The 17,471-nt window shown below is 72.8% G+C and carries 21 protein-coding genes; 6 read left to right on the forward strand and 15 right to left on the reverse strand.

The window, feature by feature from the left end:
* Positions 1 to 23 precede the first annotated feature (23 nt).
* From EV187_RS11555 to EV187_RS11565, 4 genes are all read right to left on the reverse strand, one after another.
* Positions 24 to 494: a VOC family protein gene (locus tag EV187_RS11555; protein ID WP_130353156.1), complete on the reverse strand. Its 471-nt coding sequence runs from the start codon at positions 492 to 494 to the stop codon at positions 24 to 26.
* 69 nt (positions 495 to 563) lie between these two features.
* Positions 564 to 695 (reverse strand): hypothetical protein, encoded by a 132-nt coding sequence (locus EV187_RS18880; RefSeq protein ID WP_278039403.1) that lies wholly within the window; start codon positions 693 to 695, stop codon positions 564 to 566.
* 24 nt (positions 696 to 719) lie between these two features.
* Complete coding sequence (locus tag EV187_RS11560) at positions 720 to 1,355, reverse strand: flavodoxin family protein (RefSeq protein ID WP_130353157.1); 636 nt, start codon at positions 1,353 to 1,355, stop codon at positions 720 to 722.
* A gap of 89 nt (positions 1,356 to 1,444) precedes the next feature.
* A complete protein-coding gene (locus EV187_RS11565) occupies positions 1,445 to 2,311 on the reverse strand; it encodes an MBL fold metallo-hydrolase (protein ID WP_130353158.1) in 867 nt (288 codons plus the stop codon).
* A gap of 193 nt (positions 2,312 to 2,504) precedes the next feature.
* Here EV187_RS11565 and EV187_RS11570 point away from each other — a divergent pair, with 193 nt between their 5' ends.
* Positions 2,505 to 3,143, forward strand: coding sequence for a GTP pyrophosphokinase (locus tag EV187_RS11570; RefSeq protein ID WP_130353309.1), 639 nt, complete (start codon positions 2,505 to 2,507; stop codon positions 3,141 to 3,143).
* A 54-nt stretch (positions 3,144 to 3,197) separates the two neighbouring features.
* Here EV187_RS11570 and EV187_RS11575 read toward each other — a convergent pair whose 3' ends face one another.
* Positions 3,198 to 3,758 carry a helix-turn-helix domain-containing protein gene (locus tag EV187_RS11575; RefSeq protein ID WP_207221808.1) on the reverse strand — a complete coding sequence of 187 codons (561 nt, stop codon included), beginning with the start codon at positions 3,756 to 3,758 and terminating at the stop codon, positions 3,198 to 3,200.
* Positions 3,755 to 3,883 carry a hypothetical protein gene (locus EV187_RS18885; RefSeq protein WP_278039406.1) on the reverse strand — a complete coding sequence of 43 codons (129 nt, stop codon included), beginning with the start codon at positions 3,881 to 3,883 and terminating at the stop codon, positions 3,755 to 3,757. The genes EV187_RS11575 and EV187_RS18885 overlap by 4 nt, the downstream gene beginning before the upstream one ends.
* A gap of 64 nt (positions 3,884 to 3,947) precedes the next feature.
* Between EV187_RS18885 and EV187_RS11580 the strand changes: the two genes are divergently transcribed.
* Positions 3,948 to 4,763 (forward strand): cytochrome P450 family protein, encoded by an 816-nt coding sequence (locus EV187_RS11580; protein ID WP_130353159.1) that lies wholly within the window; start codon positions 3,948 to 3,950, stop codon positions 4,761 to 4,763.
* Positions 4,757 to 5,545 (forward strand): isocitrate lyase/PEP mutase family protein, encoded by a 789-nt coding sequence (locus EV187_RS11585; protein ID WP_130353160.1) that lies wholly within the window; start codon positions 4,757 to 4,759, stop codon positions 5,543 to 5,545. The genes EV187_RS11580 and EV187_RS11585 overlap by 7 nt, the downstream gene beginning before the upstream one ends.
* Positions 5,546 to 5,647: 102 nt before the next feature.
* On the opposite strand, the gene ligD is transcribed toward EV187_RS11585, so the two are convergent.
* From ligD to EV187_RS11610, 5 genes are all read right to left on the reverse strand, one after another.
* The gene (ligD, locus tag EV187_RS11590; RefSeq protein WP_130353161.1) at positions 5,648 to 6,670 is read right to left on the reverse strand and encodes a non-homologous end-joining DNA ligase; all 1,023 of its coding nucleotides are present in this window, start codon (positions 6,668 to 6,670) and stop codon (positions 5,648 to 5,650) included.
* 92 nt (positions 6,671 to 6,762) lie between these two features.
* Positions 6,763 to 7,041, reverse strand: coding sequence for a DUF2277 domain-containing protein (locus EV187_RS11595; RefSeq protein ID WP_130353162.1), 279 nt, complete (start codon positions 7,039 to 7,041; stop codon positions 6,763 to 6,765).
* 9 nt (positions 7,042 to 7,050) lie between these two features.
* Positions 7,051 to 7,818 (reverse strand): DUF2306 domain-containing protein, encoded by a 768-nt coding sequence (locus EV187_RS11600; RefSeq protein ID WP_130353163.1) that lies wholly within the window; start codon positions 7,816 to 7,818, stop codon positions 7,051 to 7,053.
* Between the two features lie 146 nt (positions 7,819 to 7,964).
* The gene (locus tag EV187_RS11605; protein ID WP_130353164.1) at positions 7,965 to 8,741 is read right to left on the reverse strand and encodes a lysophospholipid acyltransferase family protein; all 777 of its coding nucleotides are present in this window, start codon (positions 8,739 to 8,741) and stop codon (positions 7,965 to 7,967) included.
* On the reverse strand, positions 8,719 to 9,672 hold the full coding sequence (locus EV187_RS11610; RefSeq protein ID WP_165391168.1) for an EamA family transporter: 954 nt from the start codon (positions 9,670 to 9,672) through the stop codon (positions 8,719 to 8,721). Before EV187_RS11610 ends, EV187_RS11605 begins: the two co-directional genes overlap by 23 nt.
* A 72-nt stretch (positions 9,673 to 9,744) precedes the next feature.
* On the opposite strand from EV187_RS11610, the gene EV187_RS11615 reads away from it, so the two are divergent.
* Positions 9,745 to 10,659, forward strand: coding sequence for a LysR family transcriptional regulator (locus tag EV187_RS11615; RefSeq protein WP_130353166.1), 915 nt, complete (start codon positions 9,745 to 9,747; stop codon positions 10,657 to 10,659).
* A 42-nt stretch (positions 10,660 to 10,701) separates the two neighbouring features.
* On the opposite strand, the gene EV187_RS11620 is transcribed toward EV187_RS11615, so the two are convergent.
* Positions 10,702 to 11,208 carry a nitroreductase family deazaflavin-dependent oxidoreductase gene (locus EV187_RS11620; protein ID WP_130353167.1) on the reverse strand — a complete coding sequence of 169 codons (507 nt, stop codon included), beginning with the start codon at positions 11,206 to 11,208 and terminating at the stop codon, positions 10,702 to 10,704.
* A 175-nt stretch (positions 11,209 to 11,383) separates the two neighbouring features.
* Here EV187_RS11620 and EV187_RS11625 point away from each other — a divergent pair, with 175 nt between their 5' ends.
* Positions 11,384 to 11,602, forward strand: a complete 219-nt coding sequence (locus EV187_RS11625; protein ID WP_130353168.1) for a hypothetical protein — start codon at positions 11,384 to 11,386, stop codon at positions 11,600 to 11,602.
* Positions 11,603 to 11,699: 97 nt separating this feature from the next.
* Here the strand turns inward: EV187_RS11625 and EV187_RS11630 are convergent, their stop codons facing one another.
* Positions 11,700 to 12,761, reverse strand: a complete 1,062-nt coding sequence (locus tag EV187_RS11630; protein ID WP_130353169.1) for a YihY/virulence factor BrkB family protein — start codon at positions 12,759 to 12,761, stop codon at positions 11,700 to 11,702.
* A gap of 183 nt (positions 12,762 to 12,944) precedes the next feature.
* Between EV187_RS11630 and EV187_RS11635 the strand changes: the two genes are divergently transcribed.
* Positions 12,945 to 14,531, forward strand: coding sequence for a Na+/H+ antiporter (locus tag EV187_RS11635; RefSeq protein ID WP_130353170.1), 1,587 nt, complete (start codon positions 12,945 to 12,947; stop codon positions 14,529 to 14,531).
* A 63-nt stretch (positions 14,532 to 14,594) separates the two neighbouring features.
* Here EV187_RS11635 and EV187_RS11640 read toward each other — a convergent pair whose 3' ends face one another.
* Both EV187_RS11640 and EV187_RS11645 read right to left on the reverse strand, forming a co-directional pair.
* A complete protein-coding gene (locus tag EV187_RS11640) occupies positions 14,595 to 15,362 on the reverse strand; it encodes a lytic transglycosylase domain-containing protein (RefSeq protein ID WP_242609553.1) in 768 nt (255 codons plus the stop codon).
* Between the two features lie 375 nt (positions 15,363 to 15,737).
* The gene (locus EV187_RS11645; RefSeq protein ID WP_130353172.1) at positions 15,738 to 17,453 is read right to left on the reverse strand and encodes a cation:proton antiporter; all 1,716 of its coding nucleotides are present in this window, start codon (positions 17,451 to 17,453) and stop codon (positions 15,738 to 15,740) included.
* Between the last annotated feature and the right edge of the window lie 18 nt (positions 17,454 to 17,471).

Raw genomic sequence — 17,471 nt, forward strand, 5'->3', positions numbered from 1 at the left:
CGGCGGCCCGCGCCGGGCCTCGCTCAGTCGCCGTCGCGCGCCGCGTCGGTCGTGAAACCGTCGAGGACGGCGCGCTCACCCGACTCGAGGAGCTCTTGGAAGAGCGTGACCTGCACTCCGGCGGGCGCGTCCAGCCGAGAGTTGAGTGACTGCCATGGCGTGACGACGGGCTCGGCGACCACCGTGCCGCCGGCGGCCTCGAGGCGGCGGGTCGCTCCCTCGGTGTCGGTGACCTCGAAGGCGAGGCGGATGCGGGGACTCTCGGCGCCGCCGGCCTCGACGCGGTCGATCGCGCGCTTGTGCGCGGGATTCCCGATCTCGAGCGTCGCGCGGCCGGCATCGAGGATGACGACCCGCTCCTCACCGCCCTCCGCGAAGGCGAGGTATTCGGGCAGCCCGAGCGTGTCGCGGAAGAACGCGACCGCGGCCTCGTAGTCCGCGGCCTCGATGACGACGCGGAGTTGCAGGACCGAGGGCGTTGCGGCATCCGTCATGCCGGCATCCTCGCAGCGCCCGGCGACATCCGCGACCCGACCGGTGTGCAGGGTGCGTGACGGCCGGGCTCACGCGGCGGCGCGATGCACCGGCCAACAGCGCGTCGTCACGCCGACCATGTTCCAGACGTTGATCGCGACGACGAGCGAGAGGACCGCGGCGAGCCGCTCCTCGCCGAGCACCGCCCGCGCGTGGTCCACGACGCCGTCGGCTGAGGCGACCGCTCAGACGTCCGCGCCGCCGCTCGACGGCACCGGGTACGGATCGCGCGCGAGCAGCCGTGCAAGGTGCAGCGCGTTCGCGACGAGGGTCGCATTCGCCTGCAGCACCGGCTCGGGAGTCTCGGGGAGGTCCTTGTAGTCGGTCTTCTCCATCGCGGCGCCGTTCCAGTAGGTCCCGCCCTGCGCGGGCACCGTGAACCCGACGTCGTTGAGCGCCTGGTGCAGGTCTGCCGTGATCTTGTGCGCGCCGTCCTCGTTGCCGAGGACGGCGGTCGCTGCCACCTTGCCGAAGAGCTCCGGCCTCCCCGCGTCATCCGTTTCCGACAGCTCGGCATCGAGACGCTCGAGCACCCGCTGCGCCACGCTGGACATGTGGCCGAGCCACGTCGGCGTGCAGATGACGACGATATCCGCCTCGAGGATGCGCGCGCGCAGCGACGGCCACTCGTCGCCGTCGCCCATGTCGGCCTCCACGCCCGGGGCCACGTCGAGGTCGACGACGCGCACGATGCCGCCCTCCGCCCCACGCCCGGTGAAGCCGTCGAGCAGCTGCTCGGCGAGGAGCTGGCAACTGGACGCCTCGGGGGCGTGCTTCAGCGTGCAGTTGAGGAGCAGGACGGTCTGTTCGTCGGAGCGCATCTGCGGCCTTCCCGGCGCGACGGTCGCACCCGTCCCAGTCCTACCGGCTCGTTCGGTCGACTCGGGAGTGGCTTGACAACCCACTCCGATCAGGCCCCGGCGGTGCCGCCCTCCTCGAGCAGGAGGCCGTCGAGGGCCGCATACGCGCGTTCGACGGCGCCGACGAGCCCGCCGACGGGCACCGGCCAGTCGTCGTGCGCGGCCAGCGCCTCGGCCGCCCCGAGTCCCGCGTCGTGCGCGGCGACGAACCGGTCGGCGATGGAACGGAGCTCCCGCGCCTGGTGCGCCACCAAGCCGCGGTCGACCACGGCGCCATGGCCCGGGATGACCAGGTCGCCCGGCAGCATCTCGTCGACGAGCCGGTCGAGCACTGCCGGCCAGCCGAGCGGGAAGCTCCCCGATCCGTACATGGGCGGGCCCGACTCCTCCACGAGGTCGCCGAGGATCCACACGCGCTCCGCCGGGGCGAGCAGCACGAGGTCGGTGTCGGTGTGCGCGGGCGGCTGCGGTCGCAGCTCCACGACCCGGCCGCCGAGGTCGAGTCGGGTCATCCGCTCGACCGGATGCGTCGGGGCGACGAGCCGCACGTCGTCCCAGCGCCGCTCGGGCTCCCGGGTGCGATCGGCGCGCCACGCGGCGAGCCGCGGACCCTCGTACCGCTCGAAATGGCGGGCGATGGCGGCATGGCCGTGGATCTCGGCATCCGTCGTCGACCCCGGCCCGAAGGCCTGGTTGCCGAACGTGTGGTCGAAGTGGGCGTGCGTGTCGACGACCCAGCGCACCGGACGGTCGAACCGCGAACGCACGTCGGCGAGGATCTCCTCCCCCTCGCCGGGCTCGGCGCCCGTGTCGACGACCAGGAGGCCGTCGTCGCCCTCGATGACGACGACGGAGAGGTCGAACGGTCCCCCGCGCCGGTGGTGGATGCCGCGAGCGACCGTCGTCCAGGTGGCCATCTCCCGAGCCTAGCGATGCGCCGTGAGCGGAACCCCCGCACGTCATAGGGAATCCCGAGGTTGCCGCCGTAGCGTGGCCTGCGTGACTCCGCTCGACGGCATCCCGACCACGCGGCGCGACGACGCCGCCCACCTACTTACGGCACGCGCGCAGCGCACCCTCGACGCGATCGACGGCCGCACGCTCGACGAGATGCGCGCGCTGCGCGACGAGACCGAGCGATTCATGCTGCGCTACAAGTTCGGCATGGACGAGGTGATCACGAAGCTGTCGATCCTGCGCGAGGAGTTCAACCAGACGCACGACTACAACCCCATCGAGCACATCTCCAGCCGGTTGAAGAGCCTCGACAGCGTCATCGCGAAGATGCAGCGCAAGGGCATCGAGCCGACGTTCGACACCATCCGCGAGACCGTCACCGACATCGCGGGCGTGCGCGTGACGTGCTCGTTCGTGAGCGACGCCTACCGGCTCGCCGAGCTGCTCACCGCCCAGCGCGACATCCGGGTGCTGAAGGTCAAGGACTACATCGCCGAGCCCAAGGAGAACGGCTACCAGAGCCTGCACCTCATCGTGGAGGTGCCGGTGTTCCTCTCGACCGGCGCGCACCCCGTGGCCGTCGAGGTGCAGGTCCGCACCATCGCGATGGACTTCTGGGCCAGCCTCGAGCACAAGATCTATTACAAGTACGAGCGTCAGGTGCCCCAGGAGCTGCTCGACGGGCTCACGGATGCCGCGCACACGGCCGCCGAGCTCGACGCGCGCATGGAGCGACTCCACCGCGAGGTGCACGGCGCGCCGGCGCACGAACGCGGACGCGTCGCGATCTGAGCCGGATGCCGCATCCGCCGGCTCGAGGCGCGCGATCGTGCCCGGCCGGCCGCGTCACCCGAGCGCCGAGAGCGCAGCACGCCCGGCGTCGGTGACGCGAAGCGAGCGATCGCCCGGGACCCTCGACATCCAGCCCTCGACGAGCACGGCCTCGAGCAGGTGCGCGCCCAGGCGACCCGCCACGTGCGGGCGTCGCTCGGTCCAGTCGAGGCAGCCGCGCACGGCCGGGCGCCGCCCGGTGGGTTCGACCTCGTGAATGCGCAGTCGCGCGGCGAGCGTGCCCGAGTCCCCCGCCGCGGGCAGGATGCGCCCGTCCGCTCCGGCCTCGAGCGGTGCGATCGCGCCCTCGGCGACGAGCGCGTCGGCGAGGCGGAGGGCCACCCGACCGGCCAGGTGGTCGTAGCAGGAGCGCGCCTCCGCGAGGCGCGCCGCCGTCGCGGACTGCCGGTAGGAACCGACCGGCCGCCGGGGCGCGATGCGCTGGAGGGCCTCCACCGCGTCGGCGACCTCGGGACCCGCGAGCGCGAAGTAGCGATGCCGCCCGAGGCGCCGGTCGACCACGAGGCCGCCCTCGACGAGCTGCGCGAGGTGCGCGCTGGCCGTCGGCGGTCTCACCCCGGCGATGCCGGCGAGCTCGCTCGCCGGCAGCGAGCGCCGTCGAGCAGCGCCACGAGCATGGCGGCGCGCGCCGGCTCTCCCATGAGGCGCGCGGGGGTCGCGAGGTCGGCGTCGCCGTGCATGGCTCCACGATACGGCGGGCATGGTTCGTCCGCCGTCGAATCGTGTGCGGCGTAGCGTTGGGGCATGACGGATCTCATCGATCGTGCCGACGTCGAGCGCGTGCTGCGCGACCCTCGATTCACCGTGCCCGAGGCTTCGGCCGAGGCACGGCGGCCGATGGGTCGCCTCCGCTCGGGCGCCTCGCGGTTCGCGAACGGATCGACGCACGAGCGCCGACGCGCGCACCTCGTCGACCTGCTCGGCCTCCTCGACGCCCGACGGCTCGAGGCGGACGCGGCCGCGCGCACGCGTGCCCTGGTGGCCGGCACGCCGCGCGCACGCCTCGACGTGCCCGGCATCGCCCGCACCGTGCCCGTGGCATGCCTCGCCGGGCAGCTCGGGTTCGCGGAGCCCGACGAGGCCCCGCGGCTCGTGGCGGAGGCGGCGGAGGCGTACGCGAACGGAACCGAGTCGGATGCCGCCGACGAGGCCGTCCTGCGCCTGCTCGCGACGGCGCCACGACGTGCCGGCGGCGATGCCGACGGCGTCGGCCACGACAACGACGCCGAGCTCCGCGTCCAGCTCCTCGTGCAGGCCTACGCCGCCACGGCCGCGCTCGTGGAGGGCGCCATGCGCCGTGTCGCCACGGGCGCCGCGACCGCGACGACGGCCGAACTGCTCGAGGCGACCCTGCGTGATGATCCGCCGGTGCGCCTCACCCGCCGCGTCGATCCCGACGGTGCGGTGGTCGTGCTCCGGTTCGACGGGGCCGACCGGGACAGTGGACGGGGCCGTCCACCGCGCACGCTCGCGTTCGGGGCGGGTTCGCGCGCCTGTCCGGCCCGCGCCACCGCCGTCGCCATCGCCGGTGCGATCGTCGAGGAGGTCCGCGCATGCTGACGCCTTCGGAGTTCACGGCCATGCATCGCCCCGGCGAGCCGTTCGTGCTCCCGAACGCCTGGGACCTGGCTTCAGCCCGCTGGCTCCACGCGGCGGGGAATCCGGTGCTCGGCACGACGAGCCTCGGCGTCGCCGTGGCCGCCGGGCTGCCCGACGGCGCCGGGGTCACGGCGGCGGAGACGCTCGGCCTGGCGGAACGGCTCACCGCCGCATCCATCCCCGTGACGGTCGACCTCGAAGCGGGATTCTCCGACGACCCGGACGAGGTCGGCGCCTTCGCCGCACGCCTCGCCCGGCTCGGGGTGGTCGGCGTGAACATCGAGGATTCCGACCTCGAGGGTCGCCTCGTCGATCCCGATCGCGCGGCGGCCAAGGTCGCCGCGATCGCCGCCGCTGCGCCCGGGCTGTACCTCAACGCGCGAACGGATCCCTTCTGGATCGGCGGCGACGCGGACGCGACCGAACGTCACGCCGAGTCGGTGGCCCGCGCGCGACGGTACCTCGATGCGGGCGCGAGCGGCATCTTCGTGCCGGGCGCGATCGAACTCGATGCGATCGCCGCGCTCACCGCCGACATCCCGGCTCCCGTGAATGTCCTCGTGCAGCCGGGCGTCACGCTGCGGGAGCTCGCGGACGCCGGAGTCGCCCGCATCAGCACCGGCTCGCTGCTGCTCCGGGTCGCGCTCGGCGCGATCGATGCCGCCGTGCACGAGATCCGCGACGGCGCCTTCGCGCCCGACCCGTGGACGCCGGACTACGCGACCGTCGCCGGCCTCCCCTGAGCCCGCAGTGCCCTGAGGCGCCCTGCCCTGGCCCGCCGCGGCCTGAGGCGGATGCGGGCCCGACCGCGAGGGTGCGCCCGGCCGCCCGGTCGCGGCATCCGCTCACTCGGGGTTGCGTGCGCGGCTCGGCTGCACGCGCATCGGCTCCCCCGGCATCTTCGGGAAGTCGGGCGGGAACGGGAGCTCGCCCAGCCCGTCGTCGAGGTCGCGCTGCCACCACTCGAGGAGCGTGCCGATGCGCCCGGGCTTCGACGGCATGCCCGCCCACGGGTCGCCCGACTCGCGCAGCCGGTCGGGCACGGTGCGGATCGTGAACGCCCTCGGGTCGGCGGACTCGACCTCGTCCCACTCCAGCGGGCAGGAGACGGGCGCATGCGGCAACGGCCGCGGGCTGTACGCGCCTGCCATGGTGCGGTCGCGGTTGGCCTGGTTGTAGTCGATGAAGATGCGGTCGCCGCGCTCCTCCTTCCACCATGCGGTGGTGAGCTCGTCGGGCATGCGCCGCTCCAGCTCACGGGCGAGGGCGATCACCGCATGCCGTACGTCGAGGAACTCGTGCTCGGGCTCGATCGGCGCGAACACGTGGATCCCGCGGTTGCCGGACGTCTTCACGAACGCCGTGAGCCCGACCTCCCCCATCAGCTCGCGCAACGCGAGGGCGGCCGGGACCGCCTCGGCGAATCCGGTGCCGGGTTGCGGGTCGAGGTCGATCCGCAACTGGTCGGGGTTGTCGGTGTCGCCCGCACTGGAGGCCCACGGATGGAAGACGATGGTGTTCATCTGGGCCGCCCATACCGCGGCGGCCGGCTCGTCGAGCACGAGCTGCGGATGCCGTCGCCCGCTCGGGTAGGTGACGGTGACCGAGCGCACCCAGTCGGGTGCGCCCTTCGGCGGGTTCTTCGAGAAGAACTGCTCGCCGTCGATGCCGCCCGGGAAGCGCTGCAGCGACACCGGCCGATCGCCGTTGGCCTCGATGAAGGCGCCGCCGACGGCGACGAGGTACTCGGCGAGCTCGAGCTTCGTGATGCCCGGCTCGGGCCAGATCACCCGCGTCGGACTCGAGATGCGCATCTCGCGGTCGCCGTGGGGACCTGGAACGGACAGGGTGACAGCATCGCCGGCCATGCTGCGACGCTACTCCCTCCGTGCGACACGGCGGGCGGATGCCGCAGGCGGCGTGCCGTCGACGCGAGGAACGGTGGGTTCCGTGCGAGCCCTCAGGCGGCGGTGCTCGCGTATCGGCGCGCCGAGCGCTCCCTGGCCTTCGCCGCCTCGACCTCTCGGTTCTTCGGCGGAGCCGCCGTGACGAGGTCGTCGAGCAGGTGGCGCGTGATGTGGGCGATCTCGGCGACCGCACGGTCGAAGGCCTCCGCGTTGGCCTTCGACGGCTTCGTCGATCCGCTGACCTTGCGAACGTACTGCAGTGCCGCGGCGTGGACCTCGTCGTTCGTGGCCTCGGGCTCGAAGTTGTGGAGGGTGTGGATGTTCCTGCACATGCTCCGAGCCTAACCCCGTGATCCCGAGATCGCCTCGGTTCCCATCGTGAGACGGAATGACGGGAGCCCGCGCCGCCGGATCAGCCACTCCGCCACGACGAGGTTCGGCAACCATGCGAGGAAGGGCACCACCGCGTACGCGTTCGCGAACGCCGCCTCGAATTCGAACTCGCCGCCCGGGAGTGCCTGCACGGTGATGAGGACGCCGAGCCACATCCGCAGGGTCACCGCGGCGTAGGTCAAGGCGAAGTTGCGCATCATCCACGCGCGGTGGCTCGGGACGTCCCCGCGCCTGATCGCGCGATACGCCTGCCAGCCGGTGGCCAGCCAGAGCACGGCGAGCGCCCCGAAGCCGAAGAGGCCGGCGAATCCCGCCTCGCTGAACGGCGCCATCACGAGCCCCGCGACGCCGGCGATCGCGACCGCGGCGAGGTAGGTGCGGCCGATCCAGCGATGCACCGAGCGGTGGCGATCACGCAGTCCGCGCCAGAACTGGAACGGACCGGCGATGAGCGCGAGCCCGCCCGCGACGATGTGCGCGTAGAAGGCGGCCTGCACGACCGCCGGCCTCTCGTCGTAATTGCCGGCGAGGCCGACGCCCGACTCGGAGAGGTCCGCGAGCGATGCCGTGAGGTAGGGCACCACCGCGTAGACCGCGATCGCGAGCGACGAGAGGGCGACCCAGGCCCAGGCGACGCGGGTCGCGGCGACGCGCGACGGCAGGCTGGCCGGGCCGGCGCCGGCGGGGCGGGGCGTGTGATCGGTTCCGGTGGTCATGCGACCGAAGCTACGACCGGGTCGTCACCGCCGGAATCGGGAGAACCCCCCGATCGGATGCCGCGGTCGGATCGCCGGCCAGCGCACGTCGCGTCATGGCGTCGCCGTGGTGGCGGCGCGGTCGGGGCGTCGTCGGGGGGTCGTGGTCAGGAGGTCGCCTCGCGGGCAGCCCGAGCACGATCGCGAGCGGCATCCGCCTCCGCAGCCTCCTCGGGCGTCGGCGCGGTGCCGCCGAGGCTCCTGGGTTGCCACCAGGCGCCGGTTCCGTCGACGGGATACTCGCGCTGGAGGCGATCGACGAGGCCTTGGAGCGAGGTGCGGAGCCGCTCGGTCGCGACCTTCGGGTCCTCGTCGGCGCTCAGCTGGACGGGCGAGCCGAACGCGAAGGTCACTGGCACGCCGAACCGCTCGAAGAACCCGACGCGATGGCGCTTCGTGAGCAGGCGCTGGCCGCCCCAGACGGCCACCGGGATGACCGGCACCCCGGCCTCGGCGGCGAGCCGCACGGCGCCGGTCTTGAGCCCACGCACGGTGAACGACGAGCTCACGCCCGCCTCCGGGAACACGCCCAGCAGCTCACCCTGCCGGAGCGCGTCGACCGCCTTCGCGTAGGCGGCCGCTCCCGCGGTCATGTCGACCGCGATGTGGCGCATCCCGCGCAGCAGCCGGCCGACGATCGGCTTGTCGAACGCGCCCTGCTTCGCCATGAAGCGGATGCGGCGACGATTCGCCAGCCAGGTCACCCACTCCACGAGCGCGAAGTCGAGGTAGCCGAAGTGGGTCATCGCCAGGACCGCCCCGCCGGTGCCCGGCACGTGCTCGACGCCCCGAACGCGGCGTTTCAGGCCCCAGAACCCGAAGAGTCCGCGGCCCACGATGATCGCCGTGCTGTAGATGGGCTCACTCGAGCGTCCACGCGTCATCCCCCGAGCGTAGGCGTGCGCGCTGAGCGGCGGCTGTGCCGCGCCCGGCGGCCGCGGGGTCGCGGACGCGGCGTCGCACCTGACCCGCCGCCACCCCGCCGACGAGCAGGGCGCTGCCCGCGAGCTCGAGTGCGTTCGGAACCTGGCCGAGCAGCAGCGCCGCCGCGGCGAGGCCGACGGGCGGGGTGAGCAGGGCGAACGGGGCGACGAGCCCTGCCGGGTACTTGCCGAGCAGCATGTTCCAGATCGTGTAGCCCACGAGCGAGGCGAGACCCGCGGTGTAGGCGACGCTCGCGATCGTCGGCCAGCCGATCGTGGTGAACGCCTCGCCCACCGCCACCGGCCCGTCGAGGAGCAGGCTCATCCCGAGCACCGGGAGCGGCACCACGAGTGCCGACCACACCACGATGCCGAACCCGTTCGCACCGCCCGCCGATCGGGAGATCACATTGCCGACGCCCCAGCTGAGGCCCGCGGCGACGCAGACGAGCATGGGCACCACGGCGCCGAATCCGGCCGCGCCGTCGAGCCGTCCGAGCGCGACCACGCCCAGGCCCCCGACCGCCAGCGCCGCGCCCGCGAGCTGCATGCGGGTGGGCCGCTCGCGCAGCACGACCGCACCGAGGGCGAGGGTGAAGATCATCTGGCACTGCAGCACCACGGCGGCGAGTCCTGCCGGCAGGCCGAGGTGCAGGGCCGTGAAGAGCAGGCCGAACTGGCCGGCGCTCATGAACAGCCCGATGCCCGCGATGACCCGCCACGGGGCATCCGGCTTCGGCACCAGGAACACGAGCGGCACGGCCACCAGCGCGAACCGGAGGGCCACCAGCACGAGCGGGAGCGTGTCTCGCAGGCCGAGGTCGATCGCCACGAAGTTCACGCCCCAGATGAGGGCCACGAGCGCACCGAGCAGGAGGTGTCGGGGGGTCACGGCACCAGCCTCCCAGTGCAATCGATGCAGCACCAGTTCCGAATCGTTGGCCTGACAACGTACGATTGCTTCATGATCGATCTTCAGGGGCTTCGCGCCCTCGTGGCCGTCGATCGCGCCGGCTCCGTGGTCGCCGCGGCCGAACGGCTCGGCTACACGCCGTCGGCCGTCTCCCAGCAGGTCAAGAAGCTCGAGCGCGACCTCGACGCGGTGCTGCTCGAACGTCACGGCCGCGGGGTGCTGCTCACCGATCGCGGCCGGGCCCTCGCGGGCGAGGGCCGCGGGCTCCTCGACGGGCTCGAGCGGCTCGAGGCGCTCGCGGCGAGCGGTGCGAGGCCGTCGTCGCCGTTGCGCATCGCCTCGTTCTCGACGGCCACGCGCGGCCTCGTCGCTCCCCTGCTGCGCGCGCTGGGCGATGACGAGGCCCCCGTGTTCGCCACGGTCACGAGCGTCGACCCGGTGGATGCGATGGAGATGGTCGCCTCCGGCGTGGTCGACCTCGCCGTCGTGCACAACTGGAACTCGGTGCCGCTCGTCGCGCCCGCGCACGTGGCGACCGAGCACGTGTGCCATGACGAGGCCGACATCGTGCTCGCGGCCGGGCACCCGCTGGCGGGCAGGTCCGAGCTCGATCGCGCCGACCTCGTCGACGAGTCATGGGCGAGCACTCCCGCCGGCGCGATCTGCCACGAGGCCCTGATGCGCATCTTCGCCGACCTCGGCACCGTGCCGCGCGTGGTCGTCGAGGACCCCGACTTCGCCTCGCTCATCGAACTGGCGCGCGAGGGCGTCGCGATCGCCCTGGTGCCGCGCCTCGGCCGCACTCCCCTGCCCGACGGAGCGGTCGCACGTCCGCTGCGCGACCACAGCCAGGTGCGGGAGGTGCGCGTCGCGTATCGTCGGTCCATGGCCGAGACGCCGGGGATCCGCCGTGCCGTGCGCCTGCTCGCCGACCAGGGTGCGGCCATCGCGCACGAGGCGGTCTGACGCGGATCGACGGCACGCTGCGCGCCGGCCCCGGCAGCGTCGCTACATCGACGCGTGATGCGTGTCGGCCACCGGCTGCAGGCGGAACAACCGCACGACCCGGCCCGAGTCGCGCTCGTAGCCGCGGTAGCCGGGCCACTGCGCCTCGATGCGCGCCCAGGCGGCGTCGCGCTCGTCCTCGCCGATCAGGCTCGCCCGCACCGGCATGCGTCGACCGCGCACCGTGATCGACGCGTCGGGATGGGCGAGCAGGTTGTAGGTCCAGCCCGGATGACGCTCCTGGGCGAACGTGGTGCCGGCGACGATGGCCCGGCCTCGACCGTCGGCGGTGTACATGAGGTACGTGTCGCGGGGCTCCCCGGACTTCGCCCCGATCGTGTGCAGCACCAGCGACGGCACGAGCAGTCCGCTCAGCTGGACCCGGCCCCCGGTCAGGCGGGCGAGCAGCCGTTCGACGGGCGGAAGCAGGACCGGCCCGACCGCGCGGAAGAGGCTCGTGCGCGTCAGGGGCGCGATGACGGAGCGGACGATCTGCTGCACGGTGGCCATCCGTCCATTCTCGTCGGCCGCGGGCACCCGCCGAAAGGGCGGCCGCCCGGCGCGTTGCGGATCGCTACCCCTGCGCACTCCCCGCGTCAATCCCTGTCGGTCTCAGACCGGCGGACCTACCGTGGAGATCGGCCGCCGCAGCCCGCGGGAACCGGCCCGAAGGATCGGAGGAGCCATGTCCGACGCACTGCGCCCGGGAGAACCCGTCGAAGGCGAGTACACCGACTCCGAACTGCCGCTCGACGCCGAGCTCTCCAAGGACGAGTACGCGGCCGTCGAGGAGGTCGTCGAGGCGGACGACGACGGAACGGTGGACACCGAGGAGGTCGACGTCGAGATCATCGAGATCGACGACGGCTCCGAGTATCCGCCGAGGCGCGACACCGCGCTCTGAGAGCGGGTGCCGGCGTGCTGCTGCAGGGGCGGCACGCCGGCACCGTCTGCGCGCCGCCGACGTCTGTTGCGGCGAATCCGCGATCACCCGCGCCGACTCAGGCGTCCGCCCGGGCGGCCTCGCGCTCCTGATCGACGGCCTTCCGCGCCGCCGCGAGCTCCGTCGCGGCATCCGTCGCCCGGCGCTCCGCCCGCTGGAGCCGGCGCAACGCCAGCGTCGGCGACCCGTGGCGTGCATGCACCCGGTCGTGCTCCTCGTCGACGCCGGCGACGATGAACGCGCCGGCGATGAGGATGACCTGGCTCGACAGGTTGATCCACAGCAGCAGGGCGATGAGCGAGCCGAACGACGCGAGCAGCGGGTTGTTCGTCGCGCCCGCGACGAACAGGCTGGAGAGCACCTGCAGCACGGTGAGGCCGGCGCCGCCGAGGAGTGCACCGCCCCACAGCGTGCGCGCGCTCGGCCGCAGGCCGGACAGCAGCCGGAACATCGCCGCGATCACGATCGCGTCGATCGCGAAGATCACGATCGTCGAGATGACGCGCGTGACGACCTCGGAGACCGTGTCGCTCTCCGCGACGCCGAACCAGCCGAGGATCGTGCCGACCGCCGTCGTGCTGAAGAACGTGACGAACGCGGCGGCGGTCAACGCGGCGCCGAATCCGACGGCGAGCAGGAGGTCGCGCGCCAACACCCAGACGAAGAACGTCTGGTCGTCGGGCTGGTCCGCGAGGGTGCGGAACGCGATGCGCAGCGAGCCGACCGCCCCCATCGCCGCGCCGATGAGGCCGATCAGGGCGAGGATGCCGGCGATGCTGAGCGTGAGCGGCTGGATCAGGTCGTCGGGGTCGATGAGCCCGTCCTCGCCGATCAGGCCGGGGATGGCGGCGCCGATCGTGTCGACGAGGGCGTCCATCACCTCGGGACGCCCCGAGAGCCAGATGCCGCCGATCGCGAAGCCCAGGAACACGCCCGCGAACACCGAGAAGAGGGTGCGGTAGGTGATGCTGTCGGCGAGCATCGGTCCGTGGTGCTCGAGGAAGATGAACCAGGCGCGCACGGGCCGCAGCGCCAGCGCGCGAGCGGTCACCCGCCTGCCCCACGCGATGAGGCCGGCGAACGGCCCGCCCTTGCCCGCGTGCGCCTGCTCATCGCCCATCCCGTCAGGCTATCGAGGGCCGGATGCCCGCGCAGGTGCTTGACAGCCGACGACGACGGGGCAGGTCGGCACCGCGGTTTCGGCCGGCGTCACGGCGTCACGGCGTCCGCGATGGCGGCGATGCACGGAGCGGAGCGCGGCCGCGCCGCCTACATTTGACGTCACACCCACGGAGGAGCGCAGATGGAAGGCCTGGTCCTCGTGGTGGTGCTCGGCGCCACCATCCTCGGCGGCGGGATGCTCGCACAGCGGATCCCGGTGCCGGCACCCCTCATCCTGCTCGTCGCAGGAGCGGGGCTCAGCTTCGTGCCCGGGATCGACGTGGAACTGCCGCCCGAACTCGTGCTGCTGCTGTTCCTGCCGGCCCTGCTCTACTGGGAGTCGCTGAACACCTCCCTCCGCGAGATCCGCGACAACCTGCGCATCATCGTGCTCCTGGCCGTGGGGCTGGTGTTCGTCACGGCGTTCGCCATCGCCTGGCTCGCCTCCGCGTTCGGGCTGCCGTGGCCGATGGCGCTCGCGCTCGGTGCGATCCTGTCGCCGACGGATGCCACGGCCGTCGCTGCCGTCGTGCGTCGCCTCCCGCGCCGCCAGGGCACGATCCTCCGGGCGGAGAGCCTCCTGAACGACGGCACCGCCCTCGTGCTCTACGCCGTCGCGGTCGGGGCGGCCACGGCCGGCGCGTCGATCACCTTCGTGAGCCTCTCCGCGCAGTTCCTGTACGCCTATGCGGTCGGCATCCTGATCGGCCTCGCGATCGGCTTCGCCGCGTACCAGGTGCGGAAGCTGTTCCGCGGTGATCGACTCCTCAGCGGCACCCTCAGCGTCCTCACCCCGTTCGTGGCGTACCTGCCCGCCGAGCTCGTCGGGGCATCCGGGGTCGTCGCCGTGGTCGTGTGCGGCCTGGTCATCAGCCAGGTCGGCCCGCGCATCATCACCGCCGCGACGCGCGCGCAGACCTTCGGCTTCTGGCAGCTCGCGAGCTACGTGCTCAACGGCGCCCTCTTCGTGCTGATCGGGCTCGAGCTGAAGCCGGTGCTCGACGGGCTCGGACCCGCATGGCCGAGCGCACTCCTCTTCGGGCTCGCCTGCGCCGTGGGGGTGATGGCGGTGCGCCTGCTCTGGGGCGTCACCACGCCGTACCTGATCCGGCTCGTCGACCGGCGGCCCGTGCAGCGCACGCGGCGCGTGGGATTCCGCCAGCGGTTCCCGATCAGCTGGGCCGGATTCCGCGGGGCCGTGTCGCTGGCCGCCGCGCTCGCCCTGCCGCAGCAGACCGCGAGCGGCGATCCGCTGCCGGGGCGCGACCTGGTGATCGCGGTGACCTTCGTGGTGATCCTGTTCACGCTCGTCGTCCAGGGACTCACGCTCCCGGCGGTCGTGCGGTGGTCGGGTCTCGGCCGGGACCCCAGGGAGTTCGACGAGGAGCTGCTCGGCGAGCAGGCGATGCTGCGCGCGGCGCTCGATGCGCTCCCCGTCGCCGCCGGCGAGCTCGGCACGAGTCCCCCGATCGTCGACGGCCTGCGCGCCGCCTACGAGGATCGCCTCCAGCTCATCCACCGGGAGGAGGGCCGGCCGGAAGCCGCGGCGCGCGATGCGAGCGCGCGCGACGAGGAGGACGCCCTCCACCTCGCGATCCTGCCCGCCAAGCGCGCCGCGCTGTTCGCGCTCCGGCACGAGCGGCGCATCGACGACGTCATCCTCCGCCGCCTGCAGTCGCGGATCGACCTCGAGGAGCTGCGTCTCTCAGCGCCGCCCGACGACGACTGAACGCGAACGCCCCCGGCGGTGGACCGTCGGGGGCGTTCGGGTCGCGACGAGGTCGCGGCCGGATCAGTACCAGCCCTGCGAGTTGAACGTGTCCCACGCGCCGCACGGCGTGCCGTAGCGGCCGGAGATGTAGCCGAGGCCCCACGAGATCTGCGTGGCGGGGTTGGTCTGCCAGTCGGCTCCGGCCGTGGCCATCTTGCTGCCGGGCAGCGCCTGCGGGATCCCGTACGCGCCGCTCGGGTTGGACGCGTACACGTTCCATCCCGACTCGTGGTTCCAGAGCTCGACGAGGCAGCCGAACTGGTCGTCGCCCCAGCCGCGGGCAAGGAGCATGTCACGGGCGATGGCCTGCGCCGCGGACGGATTCGCCGGGGCGCCGGGCCGCGAGCTCGACGAGGACGAGGACGACTCCTCGGCTGCGGCTGCGGCCGCGGCCTCCGCGGCGGCCTTCGCGGCAGCGGCGGCAGCGGCCTGCTCGGCGGCCACCCGGTCGGCCTCCGCGACGGCGCCGCGCACGCTCTCCGCGTGCACCATCGTCGAGTCGACGAGGGCGAAGACGCGCTCGGGAGCGAGCAGCTCGTAGTCGTCGAGGGCGGCGACGGAGGCCGCGAGCGCGGTGGCGTCGGCCTTGCCCTGCGCGGCGGCGATCGTGTCGCCGGCGCCCGCGAGGGCGTCCTCGGCCTGCTTCACGGCGCGGGCCTCGAGGATGCCGCCGTGGGCGTCGAGCTGCTGCACGTCCATGTTCGCGGCATCCGCGAGCGCCCTGGTCTCGGCGACCCGGTCGTTCTGCGCGGCGACGGCGCCTTGGACCACGAAGCCCGTGCCGACCATCGCGCCGATGGCCGCGACGGCGCCTGCGGCGATGAGTGGTCCGCGTCGCCAGCCCGTGGGGCTGCGCCTCGCCCGGCGGGGTGCCGCCTCGGTTCGGACCGCTTCGGTTGAGTTCTCAGGAGTGGAGGAAGGCTGGTTCTGCATGACTTTCACGGGTGCGGACCGCGAGGCACGTGGCCACTCGATCCTTGCTCGACGTTCCTCGGACGCGGGGGCGCCCGGGCGAAGTGGCCAGTCTGACGACCTGTTCTGTGCGAATCCGCACATGTTCCTGTGAATGTCATCAGTGGTATTGACGATGACTCGATTATCACGTTCTGATAACGCAGCCCTCGCACGGCGCCGCCGGCCCTGCCGTGCCCCGGATGCCTCGGCTCACGCCTCGTCGCGGTGCTCCTCGCGCAGCTCGATGCTGATCTGGTCGGCGTCGAGCGTCTCGAGCACGCCGGTCAGCACCGACGCGCTGAACGTCCCGTCGTCGCGGGCCGTGAGGAGCGCCTCCCGCTGCGCGTGGATGATCTCCAGCCGGAGCGCCCGGTGCAGCTCGCGATCCGTCCCCGGGTCGCCATCGATGTGCCCGGGTCCACCGTCGGCTGCCGCGCGTGCCTCGCGATGCTCACGCACGACGTCGTCGGCGACGCGGCGCAGGATCCCGAGCAGCTCGGCGTGCTCGGCGCGTGCGGCCTCGCGGTCGACGCCCGCGGGCTTGACGAGCCGCACGATCCACGGCAGCGTGCCGCCCTGGATGAGGAGCGATCCCGTGGCGACGAGGAAGGCGATGAAGATCACGAGCGACCGGTCGGGCGTTCCCTGCGGCAGCGTCTGCGCGGCCGCGAGCGTGACCGCGCCGCGCATACCGGCCCACACGATGACGGTGCCCTCGCGCCACCCGAGCGGCTCCGCCACGAAGTAGTCGATGTCGGCGACCTTGCGCCGGATCCGGGACCGGAAGCGGCCGAGCGAGGCGGCGGAGAGCTCGCGACCCGGTCGGCCCCTCCCCGGTGCGCCCCGGGGGTCGGGCGCGGTGATCGCGCCGAGCTCCGCCGTGTCGAGCCGTTCCTGGAACGCGGTGAGCCTGGGTTTCATGCTGGCGCCCCTGCGGGAGCTGCGTCGCTGCAGGCCGAGCATCGGGAACACGAACAGCGCTCGCACCACGATCACCGCGAGCAGCGTGATGGCCGCGACACGACCGCCGAGCTCGATGCCCCGGGTCTCGTTCGTGAGGTCGCCGAGGATGGCCGACATCTCGAGGCCCATGACCAGGAAGACCGCGCCCTCGAGGATCAGCTCGATCGTGCGCCAGTTCTGCACGTCCGACATCCGGTGCTGCGGCGACAGGCTCCGGATCGCACCGCGCCCGGTCACGAGCCCGGCGACCACGGCGGCGACGAGGCCGGATGCCCCGAGCACCTCGCTCGGCACGGAGGCGAGGAACGGCACCGTGAAGGAGATGACGGTGTTCACCGTGGCATCCGTGACCCGGGAGCGAAGCCACAGGTTGCCCTTGCCGACGAGGTACCCGATCACGACCGCGACCACGACGGCGAAGACGAAGTCGCCGAGGATCTCCCAGAACGAGACCGCGGCGGCCGTCGCGGCGATCGCCGAGCGCAGCAGCACCAGTGCGGTGGCGTCGTTCAGCAGGCTCTCGCCCTCGAGCACCGTGACGATGCGGGGCGTGACGCCCACGCGCTTCACGATCGACGTGGCCACGGCATCGGTCGGGCTCACGATCGCGCCGAGGGCGATGCCGGCCGCGAGGCTGAGGCCCGGGACGATCCATGTGAAGAGCAGCCCGAGTGCGACGGAGCTCACCACGACGAGCGACACCGACAGGCCGCTGATCGCGCCGAACTCCCGCCGGAACTCCATGGACGGCATCGAGACCGATGCGGAGTACAGGAGCGGGGGCAGCACGCCGGCGATGATCCACTCGGGATCGATCTCCACGTCGGGCACGAACGGGAGGAAGCTCACGAGGATGCCCACGATGACGAGCAGCAGCGGGGCCGAGAAGCCCAGCTTCGGGCCGATCGCCGTCGCCCCGGCGATGCCGAGGAGTCCGAGGACGGCGACGACCAAGAGCTCCACGGCCTCCACCTCCCCGAC

The sequence above is a fragment of the Agromyces ramosus genome (genome assembly GCF_004216665.1).
GTDB classification, from domain to species: domain Bacteria; phylum Actinomycetota; class Actinomycetes; order Actinomycetales; family Microbacteriaceae; genus Agromyces; species Agromyces ramosus.